Genomic DNA, 22,620 nt, shown 5'->3' with positions numbered 1-22,620 from the left:
CCGATCCCGTGCTAGAGTTTCTTCTTGTGCCGCGGGGTGGAGCAGCTCGGTAGCTCGCTGGGCTCATAACCCAGAGGTCGTAGGTTCAAATCCTGCCCCCGCAACCGGTAAGACCCCCTGATCAGGGATTCTCTGATCAGGGGGTCTTTTTTTGCGCGGTCTTCCGACGCGCGCCCGAGGTGCGGGAGCGTCCGCTCGACGGCGCGGATTGCAGCACCCGGCCGATCTCGTCGAGGGTGAGCGACGGGACGAACGCCGGATCCTCGTACAACGCCTGGAGCGCCGCCGTGTCGACCGCGGCCAGGGCACCGGAGGAGAACGCGGCATCCCCTGCCGCCGCCTTCCAGGCGCTCTGCCAGAGCATCGCGAGGGCGAGCGCTCCGTCGGCGAGTACACCGATCGTCTGCGGGCCGAACGCGGTCCACAGCGCGTCCGTGACCCGGACCGTCGAGTCGCCGGGCTTCGTCGCGACGGCGGCGTACGCGCTGACGAGGGCGCGCGGATCGATGGCCGTCGCCGACCGGTCCATGAGCCGGACGACGGCGACCGCCGCCTCAGTACCGGAGGTCACCAGCGGCGGCAGGGCAACTCCGTCGAGCGCGTGAGCGATCCCCGACACGATCTCGACGTCGTGGCGGTCGATCATCGTGGACTCGTAGGCGGAGTGGACGCCCTTCCCCGTGCCGTCCTCGAGGCCGTCGGCGAGGAACGAGCCGTGGAGCGGCTGGCAGGCGTCGCCGACGTAGTGCGCGACGAGACCAGCGGCGGCGACGTACCGGACGACGTCCTTCGCCCGCACCGCCGCGACCAGCTCGTCGAAGAACTGCTGGACGCGGAACGGCAGCAGCCCCCGCTTGTCGGGCTCGGTGTGCCCGAGTCGCGTGTAGTAGTCCTGCCACACCGGAACGGAGACGTTCGCCGGATCGTCGACGCAGCGCGCCCGGAGCGTCGTCCCGTCGAGGAGCTGATCGATGTCGGCGAAGTGGTTCGGATGCTCCGGCCCGGTGCGGAACGCGGTGTCGCGGCCGCCCTTCACCGCGCCCGGCAGGTTCTTCCAGACCAGGTCCGGCACGTCGGCGAGCGGGACGAAGCCGCCGTTCCTCTTGGCCTGGACGGTCGTCGTGTCGATGGTGCCGTGCCCGAGGCCCGCGAGGCTGAAGCTGATCCTGTCCGTGTTGGCGGTCAGCAGTGTCCGGAGCTTCGCATCCGTCGCCCGCTCGCAGGCGAAGGTCGCGATCGTGTAGTGACCGGTCTTCCCCCAGTAGGGCTGGGGGCCGGTGTTGTAGTCGACGACCAGTTCCACATCCAGCAGGCGCAGGATGGCGCTCAAACTGGTGGCGAGCGAGAAGTCGAAGCCCGCCCCCGACGCGCCCAGGAAGCCCTGCCCGCCCCACTGCACCGCGATCGGGCGGAGCGGGCCGTCGCCGGCCGGAACCAGGTACCACACCGTGCCGGAATCGCCCGGGCGCGACTCCCCCGCGCCCGGATCCGCATCCCCGGCCGCCTCGGGGTCCGGCGCGATCAGGACGTCGGTCACGTCGTCGAAGCCCCCGCGGCTGCGATAGCGGTAGAAGAGCGCCGCGATACGGCCGTGCAGCTCGCCCGAGGCGGCTCCGAAGGCCCGAACGCGCGCACCGATGAGCCGGACGCCGATGTTCAGCTCGTTGAGGTCGGCGAGCGCGCCCGCCGCCGGGAGTCCGTAGCCTTGCGACGTCCAGGCCGTGACGTCGTCCACCTCGACCAGGCCGACGTCGAGCGTCGCGAAGGTGCGGCGGCCGGAGAACTGCGGGTACACCTCGGCGAACGGCCGTCGGGTGAGGTGGCGCGCACTCGCCCGGCCCACCACGGAGAGCGATCCGCCGAGGAAGCTCGAGACAGGGCTCCCCGCCGGCCCGGTCACGTGACGGCTCGTCAGCGCGAACACGGTGTGCCCGTCCGTCACGAGGGTGCCGACACTGCCCAGGTTCTGCACGCCCTGGCTCTCGCTGACGAGCGGGAAGCCACCCCCGATGCGCGACGCCGGCCAGGTGCGCGGCGGAAGAACGGAGGCGTCGGGGGCGGAGGGCGTCACCTTGACCACGCAGACGGGGACCGTGCGCCCGTCGGGAAGGTACAGCGTGCTCGGCACCAGCTCTTCCGGCGACTCCTGCTCCGCACCGGAGCCGAAGCGGTCCGCGGGGATCCACGCGTCGACCAGCACCAGGATGCACGGGCGCGAGTAGTCCCGCACCTCGGAGTTGTCGAAGGTGCGCTCGCCGCGCACCGGCGCCCGCGTCGCTGCGCGGACGCCTCCTCCGGCGTCCGGCCGCTCGCCGACCGGCCACGGATCGCTCTTCCGGATCAGGGAGAGCCCGACGGCGGTGCCCACCACATTCTTCTTGTTGAGGAGATGCCAGTGGTAGAGGTCGCGTGCCTCGAGCAGATCCGCTGTCGACAGGCTCGCGAAGCTGCTGTCGGCGCTCAGGATGTCCATCTCGTCCCCCATCCCCTCGCCCACGCGGTCGTCGCCGGACGCGGGCGCCGCCAGGATAGCCCCGCGGGGTGAACGGGGGAATCGTGGATTCGCTAGTGTCGTGACGCAACGACACGGCGGGGAGAACAGTGGCAGAGGAGCACGGCAAGGCGACGCAGGCCGCCGTCCGCGAGCGGAATCTCACCACCGCCCTGCAACTCGTGCTGTCGGGGAACGGCACGGCGACCCGGGCGGCGATCGCTCGACGCACCGGCCTGACCAGTGCGACCGTCTCCTCCCTGCTCGCCGGGCTCATCGCCGACGGACTCGTGATCGAAGGGCAGCTCGCCGAGAGCACCGGGGGAAAGCGCGCGACCACCCTCCGCATCGCCGCCGAGAATCACGTCCTGCTCGCCCTGCTCGTGCAGCCGGGACTCGTCCGCGGCGCGGTCGTCGACCTGCTGGGCGACGAGCTCGCCACGCTCACGCACCGCGCGGCGACCCCCGGGTCCCTCGAGGACGTGCGCTCCGTCGCGCGACGGCTGGTCGCCTCCACCTCGGCACGGATCGTGGCGGTCGGGGTCCAGGTCCCCGGCATCGCCGACGGCACGCTGATCCGCGAGTCGGTGCAGCTGGGATGGACGGATGTCGACCTGGCACGCGAGCTCTCCGGGATCGTCGATGCGCCCATCCACCTCATCAACGACGCCGACGCGGAGGCGATCGCCGACGCGATCACGTCGGACGATTTCGGGGCGAACCAGTTGTTCGTCTCACTGAGCACCGGAGTGGGTGCGGCCGTCATCATCGACGGCGAGGTCGTCAGCGGCGCCGCCCACCGCGCCGGCGAGATCGGCCACGTGCCCGTGCTGTTCGGGCCGGAAGCGCCGCTCTGCGCCTGCGGCAACCGCGGCTGCCTCGAGGAGGTCGTCTCGGTGACCAGTCTGCTCGGACTCCCCCACGGCACCGACCTCGAGGCCCTCGACCTCGCCGCCCTCGCCGCCGCTCCGGACTCACGGGAACGGATCGCGGACGGCGCGCGCGTGCTCGCCCGCGCCCTCCTGCTCGTCGCCGCGGCGCTCGACGTCCCGAACATCGTGCTCGGCGGTGCTGCGCCTCGCCTCGGGCCGGAGTTCATCGGCCACCTGCGCGCCGAGGCGGCCCGGCATCCCGTCAAGGCGGCCATGCCGCTCAGCTTCCGGTACGCCCGGGTTCCGCAAGAGCACCCCTACCGCGGGGCGGCGCAGTACGCGCTGAAGTCGGCGCTCGGGGTCAGCTGGGCGCGCTGACGGGATCACCGGCAGGTCAGCGGCCGGTCAGCAGTCCGAGCAGCGCGGCGCCGTGACGGCGGTCGAATCCGTACGTCGCGATGTCGGCGTACGAGGGATCGGGACGCCCGCCCATGTCCACCACGAGCACCGAACGGCACGTCGCCCGCACCGCATCCACGACCTGCCGGGTCCACCGGGCGGCCGCGTTGTCCGCGCCGACCACCACGACGGGCGTCCCCGTGGCCAGCACCAGCTCGGGATCGTCCGACGGCCCGACCGCGACGACCGGGTTGCCCGACCAGGATGCCGCGGTGGCGCTCCCCGGCTCGGCCCACGCCTCCTGGAGCGTGTACCACCGTGGAACGCCCAGCACCTCGTTGTCGAGCGTCGCCAGCCGGACGACGGTGCACCGCCCCCGGAACGCGGCGAGCCTGTCCTGCACTGCGGGAGCGAACCGGAACGACAGTGCGGCATCGACGTCGAGGTCCGTGTCGGCGAGCAGCGTCATCACGACACCCCCAGCTGCGCGGACAGCACCATGACGACGCACCCGCGCAGCACGATGTCGCGACCCTGACTCGTCATCCGGACCGTGACGCCGGAGTGGAAGCCCGCCATCGTGCGGTTGCGGAGGGTCTCGCGCACCGCGTCCAGGAGCACCCCGTCGAGCAGCTCCTCCGGGCCGGCGAGGACGACCTCCGACAGGTTCAGCGCTCCGACGATGGGCGCGAGGGCGACGCCGAGGCGCTGGCCGGCCTCCCGCAGCACCGGCTCCGTCGGCGCCCCGACGGCTTCGGCGGCGGCCACGCGCGACTCCAGCCGCGGAACGGCCAGCCACGCCTCCAGGCAGCGCTCGCGGTCGTACGGCGCTTCCGGCCCGGCATCCGTGCCGACCATGACCTGGCCGATCTCGCCGGCGGCGAAGCGGCTGCCGAAGACCAGCGCGCCCGCGACCAGCAGGCCGGAGCCGACACCGTGGCCGACCTTGACGAGCATCATGTCGCCCTGTGCGTCGGCGAAGCCGTGCTCGGCCAGGACGGCGACGTTCGCGTCGTTCGCGACGAAGACCGGGAGTCCGGTGCGCTCGGCGATCCGGTGCTGCAGCGGCTCGTCGACCCAGCCGAGGTTCGGGGCGGTCGCCACGACCCCGTCGGCCTCGACGATGCCGGGCGACCCGATGCCGATACCGAGCACGGGCGCCGTGGTCGCCGCGACGAGACGGTCGACGAGGGCGAGCACCTTGGCGGTCGCTTCCTCCCCGCGGCTCCCGGCGAGCTCGACCTCCGCGGTCTGCAGGATGCGGCCGTCCATGTCGAGGACGGCGCCACGGAAGACGGCGTGCTCGCTGAGGTCGACGCCGATGATCTGGGTCGCGCCGCGGTTCACGTCGAGGAGGACGGCGGGCTTTCCCGGCCGGGCGTCGTCGCGCTGGCCGAGCTCCACCACGAGCCCCTCGGCGATCAGCTCCCCCACGAGGTCTGAGACCGTGACGCGGGTGAGGCCGGTCGTCCGGGCGAGATCGGCCCGGCTGACCCGGCCGGAGCGGTACAGCGACTGCAGCACGAGCGAGCGGTTGTGGCCGCGCGCGTGCTCCGGCAGCACCTTCGTCCGCGGGCGGAGGGCCCGGCCGGGGACGAGTCCGTGGTCGGACGGCGCACCCCGATCGGCGGCGGCGGTGCGCTTGGCCAGGTCGATCGACATGTTTGTTAGTAAAGCTGACAATCAAAGTCGGCGCAAGAGTTTGCGGCATTCGTCCTGTCGGATTCCGCACTTCGCACGGCGGCCGAGCATACGGCGGCTCGGATCGCCGACAGCGGGGTGCGGAGCTCCGACGTTCCGTATCCACACGGGTCGGTCACGGAACGCGAGACGGCCCGCGCGAGAACGCGCGGGCCGTCTCAGCCGTTCGCTGCGGCGGACTACTTGGCGGCGGGCTGCCCCTCCGCCGCGACGGCGTCGGAGATCGCCTGCTGCAGACGCTTCTGGGCATCGCCGTATGCGGTCCAGTCGCCGGACTTGAGAGCCGCCTGGCTGTCGCTGAGCGCCTGGTTCGCGCGCTGCAGCGCCTCCTGCAGGGCCGTATTGCCGGCCGCGGAGCCGCCGGTCCCTCCCCCGGTCTGCTCGCCGCCGCCGGTGGTGCCACCGCCGGTCGTACCCTGCGTCGGCACGTTGTTGTCACCGGCCGAGGCACCCGAATCGCCGCCGAACAGGGCGTCCAGCGCCTGATCGAGGGTGTCCTCGAACTCGATCTTGTCGCCGAACGCCACGAGGACCTTCTGCAGCAGCGGATAGCTGGTCTCCCCCGACGAGCGGACGTAGACCGGCTGCACATAGAGCAGACCGCCGCCGACAGGAAGCGTCAGCAGGTTGCCGTTGATGACCTCGGACTTTCCCTGCCGCAGCAGGTTCAGCTGCTGCGAGACCGTCGGATCGGAATCGAACTGGTTCTGCATCTGCCCGGGCCCGGGGATGCTGTCACCGGAGGGAAGCTGCAGGAGTCTCAGCTTTCCGTACCCCGACGCGACCTTTCCCTTGGTGTCGCCGGCATCCGCATCCACCGCCAGATAGCCCTTCAGGACCGAGCGGCTGGACTCGCTCGTCCCTGCCGGGATGAATGTGGAGTAGAGCGAGAACGCGGGGGCATCCTGGCCGGGCATCTTCAGCGTCAGATAGTACGGGGGCTGCAGCGCGGGATTGCTCGAGGGCGAGGTCGGATCGTTCGGCGTCGTCCACGCATCCTCCCGGGAGTAGAACGAGCCCGCGTCGTCCACGTGGTATTGGCCGAGCACGGACCGCTGCACCTTGAACAGATCGGACGGATAGCGCACGTGGCTCATCAGCTGCGCGCTCATGTCGCTCACCGGCTTGACCGTGGTCGGGAAGACCTTCTCCCAGGTCTTGAGCACCGGGTCGCTGGTGTCCCACGCGTACAGCGTCACGGAGCCGTCGTACGCGTCGACCGTCGCCTTCACGGAGTTGCGGATGTAGTTGATGTCGTCGAACGCGTACGCCGGCTTCGGGGTGTCCTTGTCCGCCGTCGCGTCGCTGAGGCTGCCGACGTGCGAGTACGGGAACTGATCGCTCGTCGTGTAGCCGTCGACGATCCACTTGACGCGACCGTCCACCACGGCGGGATACGCCTGCGAATCCAGGGTCAGATAGGGCGCGACCTTCTGCACACGCTTGATCGGATCGCGGTCGTACAGGATCTGCGAGTCGTTGTTGACCGCGTCCGAGAGAACGATCTGCTCGTCCTGGAACTTCAGCGCGTACACGAGCCGCTTGAAGATGTTGTCCAGCTTCGGACCGCCGTTGCCGTCGAAGGTCGTGTAGGTCTGCTGGGCGCCGTCGGCGCCGCCGGGGTAGTCCAGCTCGACCGGCTTCCCGCTCTTCGGACCGCCGACGATCGAGTAGGTGGGCGACTGCTCGCCGAAGTAGATGCGCGGCTGATAGGTGCCCAGCGTCCCCGACGACGGGATGCCGGACTCCATGAAGACCGGCTGGCCGTCGGGAGAGCGCTGGTTGCCGTAGGCGGCGACCAGGCCGTAGCCGTGCGTGTAGACGATCGTGTCGTTGTACCAGTTCCGGGTGCCGCCGAGGCCCGACTGCTGCAGTTCGCGCACGGCGACGACCGCATCCTGCTGTGTTCCGTTGACCTCGTAGCGGTCGACGTTCAGCTTCTCGGGGAACGCGTAGTACTGCCGGAACTGCTGCAGCTGACGGAAGGACGGACTGACGACGGCAGGGTCGAGGATGCGGATCTGCGCGGTCGTCTGCGCGTCCTGCCGGAGGGCACCCTGCTCGGCCGTGGTCGTGGCGTTGTACGGGATGGTCTTGATGTCGCCGAGCCCGTAGGCCTCACGGGTGTAGTCGATCCCCTTCTGGACGTACGGCGACTCCAGCGTCTTCTGGCTGGGGTCGACCTGGAACCGCTGGACCACCCATGGCACGATCGCGCCGACCACCAGAGCGGCGACGATGAGAAGCGCGGTACCGACCATCGGGAAGCGCCAGCGGCCGATGAAGGCGGTCAGCACGAACAGGATGGCGACGAAGACCGCCGCGCCCGCGAGGATCGCGCGCCCGGGGATCGTGGCGTTCACATCGGTGTACGCCGCGCCGTTGATCATGTCGTTGACATTGGAGTCGGTCACCGTGGCGTAGCGGTCGAGCCAGATGCTGATGCCCTGCAGGAGGAGGTACAGCGCGGCGATCACCGAGATCTGGACGCGCGCCGCACGCGAGATGCGCACCTCGCGGCCGCTGACCCGGATCGAGCCGTACAGGTAGGTCGTGGCGAGCGTCGCCAGCAGGGAGATCAAGACGACCGCCGACGCGAAGCCGACCGCGCTGCGGTAGAACGGCAGCGCGAAGAGGTAGAAGCCGATGTCGAGATGGAACAGCGGATCGGTCTTGCCGTAGGAGGTGCCGTTCAGCCAGAGCGCAGCCGTCTGCCAGCGGCTTGCCGTCGAGACCCCGGCGAAGATGCCGAAGACGATCGGGATGCCGTACATCGCGAGACGACGCAGCGGCTCGATGACCTGCTGATAGCGGTCGAGCTGCGAGTTGAGCTTGGCGTAGACCGGCCGCAGCCGGTAGGCGAGCTGGATGGACAGCCAGAGCGGAAGCGCCATCCCGAAGAAGCCGATGAAGAACATGGCGATGCCCGCGAACCACTGGGTGGTGAGCACCTGGAGGTAGCCGACCTGGTCGTACCAGAGGATGTCGGCGTACAGCCCGGCGAAGACGAAGAACAGGATGACCACCGCGACGATCACCCCGAGAGTGATCCAGATGGCCGCGCGTCGGCGGCCTGCGGGTCGAGCTGCTGCTGTTGAACTCACGTATGGCCTTCTTGGTCTCGCGTGGCGGGGATGTCACCCATCCTAGGCAAGAGACGCTTGGAGAACGCTGCTACGCGACCGTGCGCTCACCGGGCGGGGCAGGTGGCGAGGCCGGACATGCTCGATCCGTCGCGCACGGCCTTCAGCACTTTGAGCGAGTCGTCCAGCGTCTTCACGGCGAATACACGCAGTCCGGCCGGAATATGGCCGCTGACCTCGTCGCAGTTCGCGGCGGGCGCGAGGAAGTAGTCGGCCTTCCCGTCGTCGCGCGCGGCGTACATCTTCTGCCGGATCCCGCCGATCGGGCCGATCTCGCCCGTGTTGTCGATCGTTCCCGTCCCGGCGATGCGCTTGCCGCCGTTGAGAGGGCCGGGAGTCAGCTTGTCGATGATCCCGAGCGCGAACATCTGGCCGGCGCTCGGGCCGCCCACATCGTTGAGCTGGATCTTCACGTCGAACGGGAAGGTGTAGTCCATCCCGGCGCCGATGCCGAGGACGACCTGACCCTGCGACTCGGTCGGGGTGATCGAGACCGTCATCGCCGCGCCGTCGCGCACGATCCCGAGCTCGGCGGGCTTGGACGTCCCGTTCTTCTTCACCGCGGCGCGGAGCTCGTCGACGCTGGAGATCTTCTCCCCGTTGACGGAGACGATCTCGTCCCCCACCTTCAGGACCCCGGCGGCCGGAGTGTCCTTGATCAGCTGCTTCACGGCAACGCTCTCGGGGAAGGTGTAGCCGAGCTCGTTGAGCGCCGCTGCAATAGCATCCTGCTGCGAGTCGACCATGAGCGCGGCGTTCTCGGCGTTCGACTGCTCGGTGGTCGTGCCGGGCGGGAACACGGACTCCAAGGGCAGCACGGCCTTGCTCGGCTGGAACCAGGCGCCGGCGATCTCGAGCCACGACGGGCGCTGCTCCGGGTTGCCGACGACCGAGACGGTGAGCAGATCGAGCGAGCCGGAGGTGGGGTACGTCTTCTTGTCCGGGATGCTGATGAGCTCCTTGGCGTCCCCGCTGCCCTTCGCGCCCACCTGCTCGTCGGTTCCGAGCGTGTTGTAGACGGGTCCGGGCTGCTCGATGACGAACGGCGCAGGAACGAGCGCGAGCACCAGCGCGAGGACGACGGCGATGGCGATGGCGACCCATCCGACGATGACGCGGCGGGGCGGTGCGACGCGGGCGCGCTCCTCGGCGGGCAGCGTCGGGTCCTCGTCGCTGAACAGCGTCACGGGGGCGTCCTCTCGTCAGGTGGTCCGGCGGCGGCGAACGCCCTTCCGGTCGTGTTCGCCACAGGCGCACGGTCCGGATGCGAGCATAGGGCAATTCCCACCCGGCACCCCGGCGCCAGCGGCTAGCGTAGATGACAAGCCTGAAGCCGAGCCCGACGGCTGCTCACCGGACGGCCGGCACACTTCGAGGAGTAGGGAACGACGATGGCCGACGACCAGAACGAGGAGCGGGACGACGACGAGTTCCGCGACATGCTGAACCAGTTCCTGTCGGGGAACGGCGCATCGATCGACCCGAGCCGCCTCGCCGGCGCAGCGGGCCTCCCGAACGACCCCGCCAGCATCCAGGCCCTGCTCGGACAGCTGCAGAACGCGCTGATGAATCCGGGCGGCGGCATCAACTGGGACATCGCCGAGCAGCAGGCGCGCCAGCTCGCCGCCGAGGGCGCTCACGCGGTCACTCCCGCCGAGCGCGCCTCCCTCGACCAGGCCTTCCACGTCGCCGCCCTCTGGCTCGACCAGGCGACCGGCGTCGCCGGTCTCAGCGCGACGCCCGAACTGATCGGGCGCGCGGAGTGGGCGCGGCAGACGATGCCGCTCTGGACCCAGCTGGCCGAGCCGGTCGCGCTCAGCATCTCGGACGCGCTCACCCGCGTGCTCGCCGAGCAGGCGCCGGAGGAGATGCAGGCCATGCTGGCGAACGCCGGACAGGTCATGCGCTCCATCGGCGGCGCGCTGTTCGCCATGCAGCTCGGTCAGGTGGTCGGCCAGCTCTCCAAGGAGGTCGTCTCCGGAGGCGACATCGGCATCCCGCTGCTGCCCGACGGCACGGCCGCGCTGCTCCCCCAGAACGTGGCGGAGTTCGGCGACGGCCTCGACATCCCCGACGACCAGATCCAGCTGTACCTGGCGGTGCGCGAGCTCGCGCACGCCCGGCTGTTCCGGCACGCCAAGTGGCTGCGCCTGCAGCTGATCACGCAGATCACCGCGTTCGCCAAGGGCATCACCATCGACACCGACGCTCTGGAGTCGCTGGCCGAGAACTTCGACCCGTCGAACCCCGACGAGCTGCGCGAGGCGATGGTCAGCGGCCGGCTGATCCCGCCGCGCACGGAGGAGCAGCAGGAGGCGCTCGCGCGCCTCGAGACCGTGCTCGCGCTGGTCGAGGGCTGGGTGGACGTCGTCACCGCCAATGCGACGCGGCTGCTCCCCCGCGCGGACGCGATCGCCGAGACGGTCCGCCGTCGCCGCGCGTCGGGCGGACCGGCGGAGTCGGCCTTCTCGACACTCGTCGGCCTGGAGCTGCGCCCGCGCCGGCTGCGCGACGCCGCCGCGATGTGGCAGGCCGTGACCGATGCGGTCGGCATGGACGCCCGCGACGACCTGTGGTCGCATCCCGACCTGCTTCCGCAGTCGTCGGACCTCGACGACCCGTCCGCGCTGGTCGCGCGCCTCACCGCGACCGCGACCGGTCAGCAGCCCGAGCAGGACGCGCTCGACCAGGCCATCGAGGACCTCCTCCGCGACGACCGGGAGCGGCCGACCGAGGGCTGACCTGTGGATGACCGGGGCTCGTCGTCGGCGGCTGTGGACAACCGCTGACACGACATCGGCGTCCGGCAGGATGCGGGGATGACACTCGCACTCGACCCCCGCATCCAACGCGTCTGGCGCACTCCGGACAGCCTCCAGTTCGGGGTGGAGCGCCCCGTGCTCGTGCTCGACGGGATCAGCGCGGCAGAGGAGCGGATGATCGCCGCGCTGGTCTGCGGGATCACCCGGGAGGGCCTGCAGCTGCTCGCGGAGCGGGCCGGCGCGCCGCCGGGAGCGGTGGCGAGGCTGTTGGAGCGCGTCGCACCTGTGCTCGGCCGGCCGCGCGGGTCGCAGACAGCGGAGGAGCGTGATCGGGGCGCGCCGCCCCTCGTCGTGCTCGACGCGGCCGGACCGACGGCGACGGCCCTCGCCCGCATGCTGGCCGATGCGGGCGCCGAGGTGCGCGGCGGCCTCGCCTGGGACGACCCGGTCGTCGATCGCGCAGAGGCCGCGGTCGTCCTCGGCTCGTACGCGATCGAACCGCAGCGGTCTGCGCGCTGGCTCCGCCGCGACATCCCGCACCTGCCGGTCGTGTTCGGCGATGCCGGGATCACGGTCGGACCGTTCGTGCGTCCCGGCGCCGGCCCGTGCCTGCGCTGCGTCGACCTGCACCGCACCGACGCCGACCCGGCCTGGCCGGCGATGGCCACCCAGCTGCACACGCTGCCGCCACGCGGCGAGGACGCGATCGTGTCCGCCCTCGTCGCCGCCCGGGCGGCCACCCTGGTGCTGGCAGGCATCGCCTCGGCGCGCGGACGGACCGCGCCGTCGCCGCCTGCCGGGGCGAGCTGGCGGCTGCCCTCAGGCAGCGCAGACTGGGTCAGCGGCGCGTGGGATCCGCACCCCGGCTGCGGGTGTCTCGGCCTTCCGCCGTGACGGCGGCGGGGCGCAGCTCCGCCAGGAAGCGCGAGGGCTGCCGAAGCGACGGGCGGCCCGGCTGGTTTCCGCGCGCCGCCCAGCTGAGGTGCAGGGAGCGCCGCGCCCGGGTGATGCCGACGTAGAGCAGGCGGCGCTCCTCGTCGATCTGCTCGAACGTGCTCGCGTAGCTGATCGGGACGAGTCCCTCGCTGAGTCCGATCAGGTAGACCGACGGCCATTCCAGGCCCTTCGCCGCATGCAGGGTGGCCAGGGTCACCGCCGACATGGTCGGCTCGTGCTGACCGGCCTGCCGGGCGAGCAGCTCGTCGGTGAACCCGCGCAGGGTCTGCCCGGGAGGCTGCTCGTCCACCAGGCCCATGATGGCGTTCAGCGACTCCCAGCGCTCGCGGACCGCACCGCGCGCCTCGGGCGGCTGCACCGACCAGCCGAGCGAGCGCAGCACGTCGCTGACCGACTTGAACAGCGGGTCATCGGTGGCCGCGAGGCTGGCGGCGCGCAGCGACATGACGGCCTGGCGCACCTCCGGAAGGTCGAAGAACCGCTTCGATCCGCGGATCTGGTAGCTGATGCCCAGATCGCCGAGCGCCTGCTCGAGCACGGCCGCCTGCACGTTGACGCGGTACAGCACGGCGATGTGTTCCGGCCGGGCGCCGGCGGCCAGCTCCGCGGCGATGCGTGCGGCGACGGCGCGGGCCTCGGCCCGGTCGTCCTCGAAGGCGGCGGGCTCGGTGACGGGTTCGCCGGCCGGCGTGCCGCCCGCGACCTCGGCCGGGCGCAGGGTGAGTGCGCCCGACCGGCCGCGCATCAGCCGGTTCGCCGTGTCGATGACGGCGGGGGTGGATCGGTAGTTCTGCTCCAGCCGGACGACGGTGGCGCCCGGATGCTCCCTCTCGAAGCCGAGCAGATACTCGCTGCGCGCGCCCGCGAACGAGTAGATCGTCTGGCTCGCGTCGCCGACCACGCACAGATCCCGCCGGGTGCCCAGCCACAGGCTGAGCAGCTGATGCTGCAGCGGGGAGACGTCCTGGAACTCGTCGACCACGAAGAAGCGGTACTGCTCGCGCACCTGGAGGGCGACCGACGGCTCCGACTCGATCATCCCGGCGCAGGCGAGCAGCACATCCTCGAAGTCGATCTGCTTGCGCTCGTCCTTGAGGTCCTCGTACGACTGCAGCAGAGCGGCGACCTGGTCGGCCGTCAACGACCCCGGTGTCGGCCGTCCGGCGGACGTGTACTGCTCGATGCTCAGGCCGGACACCTTGCGCCACTCGATCTCCGCGGCGACGTCGCGCAGCGTGGGCGTGTCGACCCTCAGCCGCAGCCGCTCGGCGGCATGACCGAGGATGCGCCCCTTGCCGTCGAGCACGGAGGGCAGCTGGCCTCCGACGACCTGGGGCCAGAAGTAGTTCAGCTGCGCGAGCGCCGCCGAATGGAAGGTGCGCGCGGCCACTCCCCCGGCGCCGAGCTGCCGCAGCCGGCCCCGGAGCTCGGCGGCAGCGCGCGCGGTGAACGTCAACGCCATCACGCGCCCGGGCGCATAGGCCCCGGAGGCGACACCGTAGGCGATGCGGTGCGTGATCGCCCGGGTCTTCCCCGTGCCGGCTCCGGCGAGGATGCACACCGGGCCGAACAGGGCCTCCGCCGCCACCCGCTGCTGCGCATCCAGCCCGGCCAGCAGGGCGTCCGGGCCGGAGAGCGCGGTGCTCACGGCGCCGGCGGCTCGTCGAGCGGGCCGCCGTACCAGTCCTCGATCAGGGCGCGCGCGATGGACGACCGCCCCGGCAGGATGATCTGCTCGCGCGCCGCCCACAGCTCCTCCCGGGTGAACCAGCGGAGGTCGAGGATCTCCTCGCCGTCCGGGTCGAGGGCTCCCGCGGCCTGGTCGTCCGCCAGCCGCGCCGTCATACCGACCATGACCGACGCCGGGAACGGCCAGGGCTGCGACCCCTTATAGCGGGCGTCGACGACCCGGACCCCCGCCTCCTCGAACATCTCGCGCTCCACCGCCGCCTCGAACGACTCGCCCGGCTCGACGAAGCCGGCGAGCAGCGAGTAGCGGGAGTTCTCCCACATCGCGTTGGAGCCGAGGAGCAGGCGGTCGTCCGCATCCAGCACCGTCACGATGACCGCCGGGTCGGTGCGCGGGAACACCTCGGAGCCGTCCTCCAGGCAGCGCCGCACCCAGCCGGCCTGCTCCACCACCGTCGGCGATCCGCAGCGCGGGCAGTGCGTGTGGGTCGCGTGCCAGTTCGCCATCGCGAGCGCCTCGGTGAAGAGGCCCGCGTCGCGGTCGCTCAGCGCCGTCGCGACCGTCCGGAGGTTGCCCCAGCGCGCCTCGTCCGGCTCCAGTTCCTGGGCCGCGGCGTCGGTCAGCACCTGCAGAACGACGGCCGTGCCTGCCGGCTCGGCCGCCGAGGCGACCGTCGTGCGGCCGAGGTACACCCGGATGAGCGCGGAAGTGACCCGGTCCACCGGGAGCAGCTCCAGCTCGGCCGGACCGGCGTCCGGAGCCGACCAGCCGTCGGCTGCGGGGGTCGCGGCCGCCACGCTCTCCGCGGTGAGCAGCGCCCGCCCCTTCCACAGCGCCAGCACCCGCGTCGTCGGCTCCTCCCAGAGCTCGTCGAACAGCGCCGGACGCGAGCGCGCGGCGTGGTCGCGGTCGGTCGCGTGCCGCGAGAGGGGCAGAGCGGCGAGGGGAAGGGCGGGAGTCGGGGCGGACGACATCGAGGTCCTTTCGGGGCGTGGCGGACGGCCGTCGCAGGGAGGTCCAATTAGCCTAGGTGCATGGCCAGATCCCATCTCACTCTAGCCGCGCTGGCCACCTCGGCCGTCCCCGACCTCGACGTCTCCGGCGCCCGCAGCTACACCCGGAGCGGTGCAGGCGAGTTCGACTCGGCGCTGCTGACGACGCGGGACGGCTCCACCGTCATCGTGCGGGTTCCGACGAACCAGATCGCGGAGACCGAGCAGAGCGCCGACCTCGTCGCGCTGCGCGCTCTCACGACCGGCATCCGCAGCCGTCTGCCGTTCGAGGTCCCCCGCTACCTCGGCCAGGCACCGGTGGCCGGTACGCGCGCCGTCGTCTACGACTTCCTCCCCGGCGAGCACATCGCGGTCGAGGACGTCCCGCCGGGCGACGGCCTGGCCGGGTCCATCGGGCACGCGATCGCGGCCATCCACGCGCTCCCCACCGCCTTCGTCGGTGAGGCCGGGCTTCCCGTGATGTCGTCGGCCGAGTGCCTCACCGCGGCCGGCTCGGTGATCGAGTCGGCCGCATCCACCGGTCTCCTCCCGGTCGCCCTGCGCGACCGGTGGCGGGATGCGGCGGCCGACCACTCGATCTGGCAGTTCCAGCCGACCGTCATCAACGGCTCCCTCACGGCCGACTCCTTCCTGGTCGAGGACGACGTCGTCACGGCGGTGCTCGGCTGGTCGGCGCTGCGGGTCGGCGACCCGGCCCGCGACCTGCACTGGCTGCTGGCGATGAACCCCGACGCGACCGACGGCGCCCTCGGCGCCTACGCGTCGACCCGGCAGGTCGCCACCGACCGCCAGTTCACGCAGCGCGCCATGCTGTACGCCGAGCTCGAGGTCGCCAGGTGGCTGCTCCACGGCCGCGAGGTCCGCGACCAGACGATCGTCGACGACGCCGTGGAGATGCTCGACGGGCTCGTGGACCGCGTGCGCAGCAACTCGATGAACCCGCTCTCGACGGCCACCGGTCCCATCCTGGCGGTCGGCGACGTCGAGGCGATGCTCGACCGCACCCCGGGCGACCGGACGGACGCGGGAGGCTACGGACGCTCCGGCGGGATGAAGCCGGTGGCCGACGACCAGAGCGACGTCAGCTCCTCCTCCGCGTAGAGCCGCTCCGGTCGCACGACCGTGTCGTCCGCCACGAAGTAGAAGACGGCGTCGATCCGCTCCGGGTCGATCCCGGCGTACCGGGCGTACGCCAGCCGGTAGAGCGCGAGCTGCAGCTGCTTCCGCTCGAGGTCGTCGGCGTCCCGCGGCGCCTTGCCGGTCTTCCAGTCGACGATCTGGACGTCGTGGATGCCGTCCTCCACCGGGTAGACCGCGTCCAGCTTGCAGACGACCACCTGCCCCGCGAGGGTGATGTGGATCTCCAGCTCGACCTCCGACGGGCGGCGCCCGGCCCACTGGCTGGCCTCGAACGTCGCCCGGAGCTCCTCGAAGCGCTCGGCGTCGAGCACGTCGCCCGCGAGGTCGTCCAGCTCGGCGACGTGGGCGTCGAGCACGTCCGTCGCGCCGGCCACCGTTCCGAAGCGCTCCTCCACCCAGCGGTGGAACAGGGTGCCCAGGCGGGTCTGGCGGTACGGGCGCTCCGGCATCGGCCGGCGCAGGGTCGCGGCCACCGACGCCGGATCGGTCACGTAGTCCTTGAACCGCGACGCGGGGATGCGCGCGGGCAGCTCCACCAGGCCGGCCTCTTCCGCGCGCCGGGCGCGCTCGGCGAGCAGCAGGTCGAGGTCGCGCGCGTAGACCCCACCGTCGCCCGCGCCGCGCTCGCGTGCGCGGCGGACGGCCTCCGCCGCCGCTTCGACGCGCGTGCGGCGGGCGCCGAGCGGCTCCAGCGGCCAGGTGACGGTGGATGCGCTGAGCGCGAACGGGTTCTCGTCCGGCTCGTCGCAGTCGGGGAAGGCGTCGGCCGGCAGCAGTCCGGCCTCCTGGAGTTCGAGCAGGTACGATCCGGGGCCACGGGGCTTGGTCTGGGTCGACCAGTAGGAGCCGGACAGCAGCAGGCGCTGCCGCGCGCGGGTCACCGCGACGTAGATCAGGCGGCGCTGCTCGTCGAGGTGCCGGGCGAGGTTCTCCTCTTCGAACGCTGCGATGGAGTCGTTGACGTCCTTCTGGGTCTCTGCGGTGCGCCAGGCGATCACCGGCAGTTCGGCCGAATCGCCGCGGAACTCGTTCGGCAGCTGCCCGAACGCCAGCCAGCCCTTCCTGCTCTGCGGCGGCCCCGGGAGTTCTCCGTCGACCAGGCGCGGCACCGCCACGACATCCCACTCGAGGCCCTTCGCCCCGTGGATGGTGAGGATCTGCACCGTGCCGGGCTCCGGCTCCTCGCTGCGCGGTGCCAGGTTGTCGCGCTGTTCCGCCTCGGCGAGCCACGACAGGAACGACCCGAGGGTCGCCTGGTCGTCCGCGGCGAGGTACGAGGCCACCTGCTCGGCGAAGGCGTCGAGGCTCGCCTGACCGAGCTGGGCCGTCTCGTTGGCCGCGACCTCGATGTCGAGCAGCAGCTCCTGCTGCACCAGCGTGACCAGGTCGAGCAGGTCGAGCCCGACACGGGACCGCAGATGGTCGAGCCGACGGCCCGCGTCGCGCAGCCGTGCGAGGCCGGCGGGGCTGAAGCCCTCCAGCCGGCCGTGCCCGTCCGGCGCCTCGACCACGAAGTCCAGCGCATCCACGAGGGAGGCCGACTCCTCCCCCGCGACGGAGCGGCGCAACCGGTCGCGCAGCTCGGGGTCGAGTCGCTGATGGCGGTGGTCGCGCTCGGCGAGCCAGGACGCCACGTCGCGCAGCACGGCGATGTCCTTCGGGCCGACGCGCCACTTCGCGCCGGTCAGCAGGCGGATCAGCTCGGAGCCGGCGGTGGGATCGTGCATGACCCGCAGGGCGCTCACCAGGTCGGCGATGACCGGCTGCTCCAGCAGACCGCCCAGCCCGAGCACGTGATACGGGATGCCGTGGCGGGCGAGCGCGGACGTGAACACGTCGATCTTCTTCAGCGACCGGCAGAGCATCGCCGCGCTGGCCGGGAGGCCGTCCGCGTCGCGTTCGCGGAGCCGGTCGCCGAACCAGCGCGCCACCGTCTCGGCTTCGTCGGCGACCGTCTGCTCGAACACGGCCGTCAGCTCTCCGGCGTCGGCGCCCGGGCGCGGCTGCAGGCGCTCGACGTGCACCGGCGCTTCGGCCGTCAGTGGCTCGACGAGGGTGTTCGCCGCGTCGAGCACCCGGGTCGGATTACGCCAGCTGGTGCTCAGGGCGTACTCGTCCGCTGCGCGCTCCGCCCCGGTGCGGCGGCCGGTGAAGTCGGCGGAGAACCGGCCGAGGTTGGCCGCGCTGGCTCCGCGCCAGCCGTAGATGGACTGGTGCGGGTCGCCGACCGCCATCACCGGCTGCCCGGCGAACAGCGTCGAGAGCAGGCGGGTCTGGACGACCGAGGTGTCCTGATACTCATCGAGCAGCACCACCCGGTAGCGGCGCCGGTAGTCGGCCACGACGGCAGGGAGGCGCTCGCTGATATCCAGCGCGAGGGCCACCTGGTCGGAGTACTCCACGAACCCGCGGCGGCGCTTCTCCTCGGCGAACGCGCGGGCGAGGTCCAGGAGCGGAGGAAGCGAGCCGACCGCGACGACGGCGGAGCGCACGGAGGCGTACAGCTCCTTCACCCGGCCGTTGCCCGTCGGCAGCTCGGCGGTGCGGCCGAACTGCCCGACCATCCGCTCGACCTCGTCGGGATCGGCGACGTTCTCGCTGAGCGCCCGGCTCAACGTCACGACGGCGGTCGTGACCGCCTCGACGCCCCGGTCGAGCTCGACCAGGCGGTCGTCGGTGCTGGCCACGACGAGACGGCGCGCGAGCTGCCAGGCCGACGCCTCGCTGAGCACCGCAGACTCGGGCTCCCGCCCGATCAGCAGGGCGTTCTCACGGAAGATCGCGTTCGCGAACGCGTTGTAGGTGGCGACCGATGGGGCGTCGAATGGGTCGAACTCCACCTCGGTCACGCCGGAGGCGACCAGCTGCTCGATGCGTGTGCGGATGCGGCCGGCGAGCTCGCCCGCCGCCTTGCGGGTGAAGGTCAGGCCGAGGATCTCGGGCACCCGCACGTGACCGTTGGCGAGCAGCCAGACCACCCGGTTGGCCATCGTCTCGGTCTTGCCGCTCCCGGCCCCCGCCACCACGATCGCCGGCCGCAGCGGCGCCTCGATGACCGCCTGCTGCTGCGGGGTCGGGGTGGGCAGGTGGAGGGCGTCCGCGATCTCCACCGCGCTCAGCGCCCGGGCGGGACGCGGTCGCTCCAGCTCCGTCTCGGCCAGTGAGAACGCCTGCTCGACCAGGTCGAGCTCCGCCTGTTCGGTCGCCCACTCCAGGAGGCCGTCGTCGACGTGCGTCGCTTCGTCCGTCATGCTCCCCCTCCCGCGCTCACCGCAGGCACCAGATGGATGCGGTACTCGTACGACCCGTGCGGGTCGCGTTCGCCCAGGTCGACGACACCGGCGAAGGTCGCTCCCGCCATGCCGTCCGCCGCCCGCGCGACGCGCTCGCGCAGCCGGGCGAGGCCCTCGTCGTCGACCCGGTCCTGCGCGACCTCGCGATAGCCCTTCCCCCGGACCCCCTTGGCGACGAACAGCAGCTTGGCCCCGCCGGACGGCAGGTCGGCAGCCTCGTCGACCGCTCCGTGCTCCAGGGCCAGCTGGTACGCGCCCAGCTGGGCGTGCTCCGCGGCTTCTGCCGCGGATGGCGTGCGATTGCCGGTCTTGAGGTCGACGATCACGACCGTGCCGTCCGGCGTGCGCTCGACCCGGTCGATCGTGCCGCGGACCAGCGCGCGGCCCAGTCGCAGCTCGAAAGCTCCCTCCGAGCCGAGCAGCACGCCGCCGGCGCGCTCGAAGTCGCGGAGGTACTCCGACACGCCCGCCGTGAGCGTCCTGGTCCGTCTCCGCTCCTTCTCCTCCAGCCACGGCGACTCGAACGCCAGCTCGTCCCAGCGGCGCTCGATGCCCTGCCAGAGCCGCTCGACGCTGAGATCGCGGTCCTCGCTCGTGCTCGCCTCCTCCATCACGGCGTGCACGACGGTTCCGATGCCGGCGGCGAGGCCGCTCGGCGAGGCCGCCATCGTGTCGACGAACCAGGCGAGCGGGGACTTCTCGAACGTCTCCAGCCGGGACGGCGACACCCGGACGACCGCCTCGGGGTCGTCGAGGTCGACCAGCGGCTCGGTGGTCGACGGCTCCAGCAAGCCGTACCAGGAGGCGGGATCGGCGCCCTCCACGTCGGCGTCCGCCAGCCGCGCGAGCGCCTCGGCCGCGTCCGGCGCGCCCGTCGTCGCCAGACGGCGGCGCAGCCGGCCGACCATCCCGCGGAGGGAGAGCGGATGGGCGCCGTCGTCGGTGTCGTCGACGGCCAGCTCGGCCGCGAGCCGGAGGAACGGCGACGGCTGCTCGTCGTCGTTCGCCGTCGCGGTCAGGATCACCTGGCCGCGGGCCCGCGAGACCGCCAGCGCGAACATCCGCAGCTCGTCGCCGAGCACCTCCGCGCGCTCGTCCTCCGTCTCCGTGGTGCGGCCCTCGACCGCGTCGGCGAGGTCCTGCGGGTGCAGCAGGGAACCCCGGAGGCGCAGGTTCGGCCAGACGCTCTCCTGCAGGCCGGCGACCACGACGACCTCGAACTCGCGCCCGACGGTCGCGCTCGGCGTGCAGACCAGGACGGCGTCGCCCGCAGTGCGGGCCGCCAGGGTGTCCTCCGGGACCTCGGCGCCGAGCAGCTCGACGACGAAGTCGGAGGCCGGCCGCTCCGGAGAGCGCTCGACGAAGCGCCGGGCGGCGGTGAACAGCGCCACGACGCCGTCGAGGTGCCGGTTCGCCTCGTCCGCCACGATGCCGGTCCGCGCCGAGTGCTCCAGCCACCGGGCGGCGAGACCGCTGCGCTCCCACACGTGCCAGAGCAGCTCCTCGATGGAGGCCCCGCCGGCGGCCTTCTCGCGACCCGACCGCAGCGTCTCCGCCAGCCGCCCCGCGCGGCGGGCCGGGCTCGCGTCGATCGTCGCCAGGTGGGCGGGATGCTGCAGAGCCTCCACCAGCAGCTCGTCTCCCGGCCGATTGCCGTCTCCGGCCAGCTCCTCCTGCCGGAGGGCGAGGCGCAGCCGCCGCAGGCTGACGCTGTCGAGTCCGCCGAACGGCCCGATCAGCAGCTCGGTGGCGACGGCCGGCGTCAGCTCGATCGCGCCGAGCTGCACGCCGGCGATCGTGATCAGCTGGCGGGCGGCGAAGTCGTCGCGCAGCGGCCGGCCGGCGATGCTCGTCGTCGTGGGCACCTCGGCGACGGCCAGGGCGCGGGACAGCGCGGGGACGTGGGCCCCGGAGCGCACGACGACGGCCATCGAGCTCCACGGCACGCCGTCGAGCAGGTGACGCTCGCGCAGCTTGCGGGCCAGCCTCGACGCCTCGGACGGGGCGGAGACGGCCACGATCCGGACGACCTCGGGGCGGCGCTCCGACGCGTCCGTCCCGTCAGCCGCGTCCGCCGCGTCCATCCCGCCGTGGTCGCCGGGCGGCTCCTCGCGCCCGGCCGCAGCCAGACGCTGCACGCCCGCCGCCGCCGTGCCGATCCGCTCCGTCACCCGCGCGGTGAGCTCTCGCAGTGCGGGCGTCTGGCGGTGCGCGGTCGTGAGCACGAAGCGCGTCACCGGAACCCCGATGCGGGCCTCCAACTGGCCGAGAGCCGTGGTCTGGGCTCCGCGGAACGTGGTGGAGGCGACGTCCGGGTCGCCGAACGCGATCACGGCGACGCCGCGCTCCGCCAGCGCCCGCAGCAGGGCCAGGGTCGCGACCGTCGCCTCCTGCAGGTCGTCGACGAACACGGCGCGCAGACCGTCGAGGGAGCTGCCCTCGGCGATGACCGTGACCGCCGAGGCGATGAGCTCGGCCGAGTCCACGAACCCGCCGCGGTAGCTGTCGACCACCAGCTGGTACTCGGCGATGAAGCGGGCGGCCGCGCGCCACTCGTCGTGGCCGGTGATCGCGCCGAGTTCGGACAGGCGGGAGGGGGTCACGCCCCGTTCGGCGCACCGCGCCATGAGCTCGCGCAGCTCGGTGCGGAACCCGCGCAGCGTCCGCACCTCCTCGACGAGGGGCTCCGGCCAGACCGGGCCCGTCCCGTCCTCCAGGTGGCCGCTGATCAGCTCCGCGATGATCTGGTCCTGCTCGCCGCCCGTGAGCAGGCGGGGAGGCTCCGCCCCGATCCGACGCGCCCGCTCGCCGACGAGCTGGAACGCGAGAGAGGTCGCCGTGCGGGCGAGAGGTCCCTGCGTCGGCACGCCGACGCGCAGGGCGATGCGGTCGCGGAGCGCCGTCGCCGCTGCGCGCGATGCGCTCAGTGCGAGCACCTCGTCCGTCCGGTAACCGCGGTCGAGCACACGCTCGGCGAGCGCCTCCACCAGGGTCGTCGTCTTGCCCGTGCCGGGGGCGCCGAGCACGGCGGCGGAGGAGCCGTCGGGGAGCAGCAGCACCTCCGACTGCGAGCCGTCGAGCGGTGCGCGGCCCGCGGCCGACGCGGAGGCGAGGGTGCCGGAAGGGTGCATCCGGAAGCCTCGAGCGATCATGGCTTTC

General features: G+C 72.1%; 13 protein-coding genes and 1 tRNA gene. 5 read left to right on the top strand and 9 right to left on the bottom strand.

Features of this window, described 5'->3' with window-relative positions:
- Positions 1-30 precede the first annotated feature (30 nt).
- Positions 31-104, top strand: a tRNA-Met gene (locus BJ963_RS02725).
- 32 nt (positions 105-136) lie between these two features.
- Here the strand turns inward: BJ963_RS02725 and BJ963_RS02720 are convergent.
- Entirely contained in the window at positions 137-2,473 is a 2,337-nt protein-coding gene (locus BJ963_RS02720; protein WP_246297976.1) for a phospholipase C/P1 nuclease family protein, read from the bottom strand.
- 128 nt (positions 2,474-2,601) lie between these two features.
- Here BJ963_RS02720 and BJ963_RS02715 point away from each other — a divergent pair, with 128 nt between their 5' ends.
- Positions 2,602-3,741 carry an ROK family protein gene (locus BJ963_RS02715; RefSeq protein ID WP_179454447.1) on the top strand — a complete coding sequence of 380 codons (1,140 nt, stop codon included), beginning with the start codon at positions 2,602-2,604 and terminating at the stop codon, positions 3,739-3,741.
- A gap of 16 nt (positions 3,742-3,757) precedes the next feature.
- On the opposite strand, the gene BJ963_RS02710 is transcribed toward BJ963_RS02715, so the two are convergent.
- The 4 genes from BJ963_RS02710 to BJ963_RS02695 form a co-directional block, all read right to left on the bottom strand.
- The gene (locus BJ963_RS02710) at positions 3,758-4,231 is read right to left on the bottom strand and encodes a hypothetical protein (protein ID WP_179454445.1); all 474 of its coding nucleotides are present in this window, start codon (positions 4,229-4,231) and stop codon (positions 3,758-3,760) included.
- Positions 4,231-5,424: an ROK family transcriptional regulator gene (locus tag BJ963_RS02705; protein ID WP_179454443.1), complete on the bottom strand. Its 1,194-nt coding sequence runs from the start codon at positions 5,422-5,424 to the stop codon at positions 4,231-4,233. The genes BJ963_RS02710 and BJ963_RS02705 overlap by 1 nt, the downstream gene beginning before the upstream one ends.
- Positions 5,425-5,642: 218 nt before the next feature.
- Positions 5,643-8,567, bottom strand: coding sequence for a UPF0182 family membrane protein (locus BJ963_RS02700; RefSeq protein WP_343037215.1), 2,925 nt, complete (start codon positions 8,565-8,567; stop codon positions 5,643-5,645).
- Between the two features lie 86 nt (positions 8,568-8,653).
- The gene (locus BJ963_RS02695; protein ID WP_179454441.1) at positions 8,654-9,793 is read right to left on the bottom strand and encodes a PDZ domain-containing protein; all 1,140 of its coding nucleotides are present in this window, start codon (positions 9,791-9,793) and stop codon (positions 8,654-8,656) included.
- A gap of 204 nt (positions 9,794-9,997) precedes the next feature.
- On the opposite strand from BJ963_RS02695, the gene BJ963_RS02690 reads away from it, so the two are divergent.
- Both BJ963_RS02690 and BJ963_RS02685 read left to right on the top strand, forming a co-directional pair.
- Positions 9,998-11,347 carry a zinc-dependent metalloprotease gene (locus BJ963_RS02690; RefSeq protein WP_089912231.1) on the top strand — a complete coding sequence of 450 codons (1,350 nt, stop codon included), beginning with the start codon at positions 9,998-10,000 and terminating at the stop codon, positions 11,345-11,347.
- A 78-nt stretch (positions 11,348-11,425) separates the two neighbouring features.
- Positions 11,426-12,262: a hypothetical protein gene (locus BJ963_RS02685; protein ID WP_179454439.1), complete on the top strand. Its 837-nt coding sequence runs from the start codon at positions 11,426-11,428 to the stop codon at positions 12,260-12,262.
- Here BJ963_RS02685 and BJ963_RS02680 read toward each other — a convergent pair.
- Positions 12,207-13,973: a UvrD-helicase domain-containing protein gene (locus BJ963_RS02680; RefSeq protein WP_179454437.1), complete on the bottom strand. Its 1,767-nt coding sequence runs from the start codon at positions 13,971-13,973 to the stop codon at positions 12,207-12,209. The genes BJ963_RS02685 and BJ963_RS02680 overlap by 56 nt on opposite strands.
- Entirely contained in the window at positions 13,970-14,989 is a 1,020-nt protein-coding gene (nudC, locus tag BJ963_RS02675) for an NAD(+) diphosphatase (protein WP_089912242.1), read from the bottom strand. The genes BJ963_RS02680 and nudC overlap by 4 nt, the downstream gene beginning before the upstream one ends.
- Positions 14,990-15,049: 60 nt before the next feature.
- On the opposite strand from nudC, the gene BJ963_RS02670 reads away from it, so the two are divergent.
- A complete protein-coding gene (locus tag BJ963_RS02670; RefSeq protein WP_179454435.1) occupies positions 15,050-16,129 on the top strand; it encodes a phosphotransferase in 1,080 nt (359 codons plus the stop codon).
- On the opposite strand, the gene BJ963_RS02665 is transcribed toward BJ963_RS02670, so the two are convergent.
- Positions 16,060-19,419 (bottom strand): ATP-dependent helicase, encoded by a 3,360-nt coding sequence (locus BJ963_RS02665; protein ID WP_179454433.1) that lies wholly within the window; start codon positions 19,417-19,419, stop codon positions 16,060-16,062. The two genes, BJ963_RS02670 and BJ963_RS02665, sit on opposite strands and share 70 nt — an antisense overlap.
- Positions 19,416-22,613 (bottom strand): UrvD/REP family ATP-dependent DNA helicase, encoded by a 3,198-nt coding sequence (locus tag BJ963_RS02660; protein ID WP_179454431.1) that lies wholly within the window; start codon positions 22,611-22,613, stop codon positions 19,416-19,418. The genes BJ963_RS02665 and BJ963_RS02660 overlap by 4 nt, the downstream gene beginning before the upstream one ends.
- Positions 22,614-22,620: the final 7 nt, after the last annotated feature.

Source organism: Leifsonia soli (assembly GCF_013408745.1).
Classification (GTDB): domain Bacteria; phylum Actinomycetota; class Actinomycetes; order Actinomycetales; family Microbacteriaceae; genus Leifsonia; species Leifsonia soli.
This window is presented reverse-complemented; position numbering and strand designations above follow the sequence as displayed.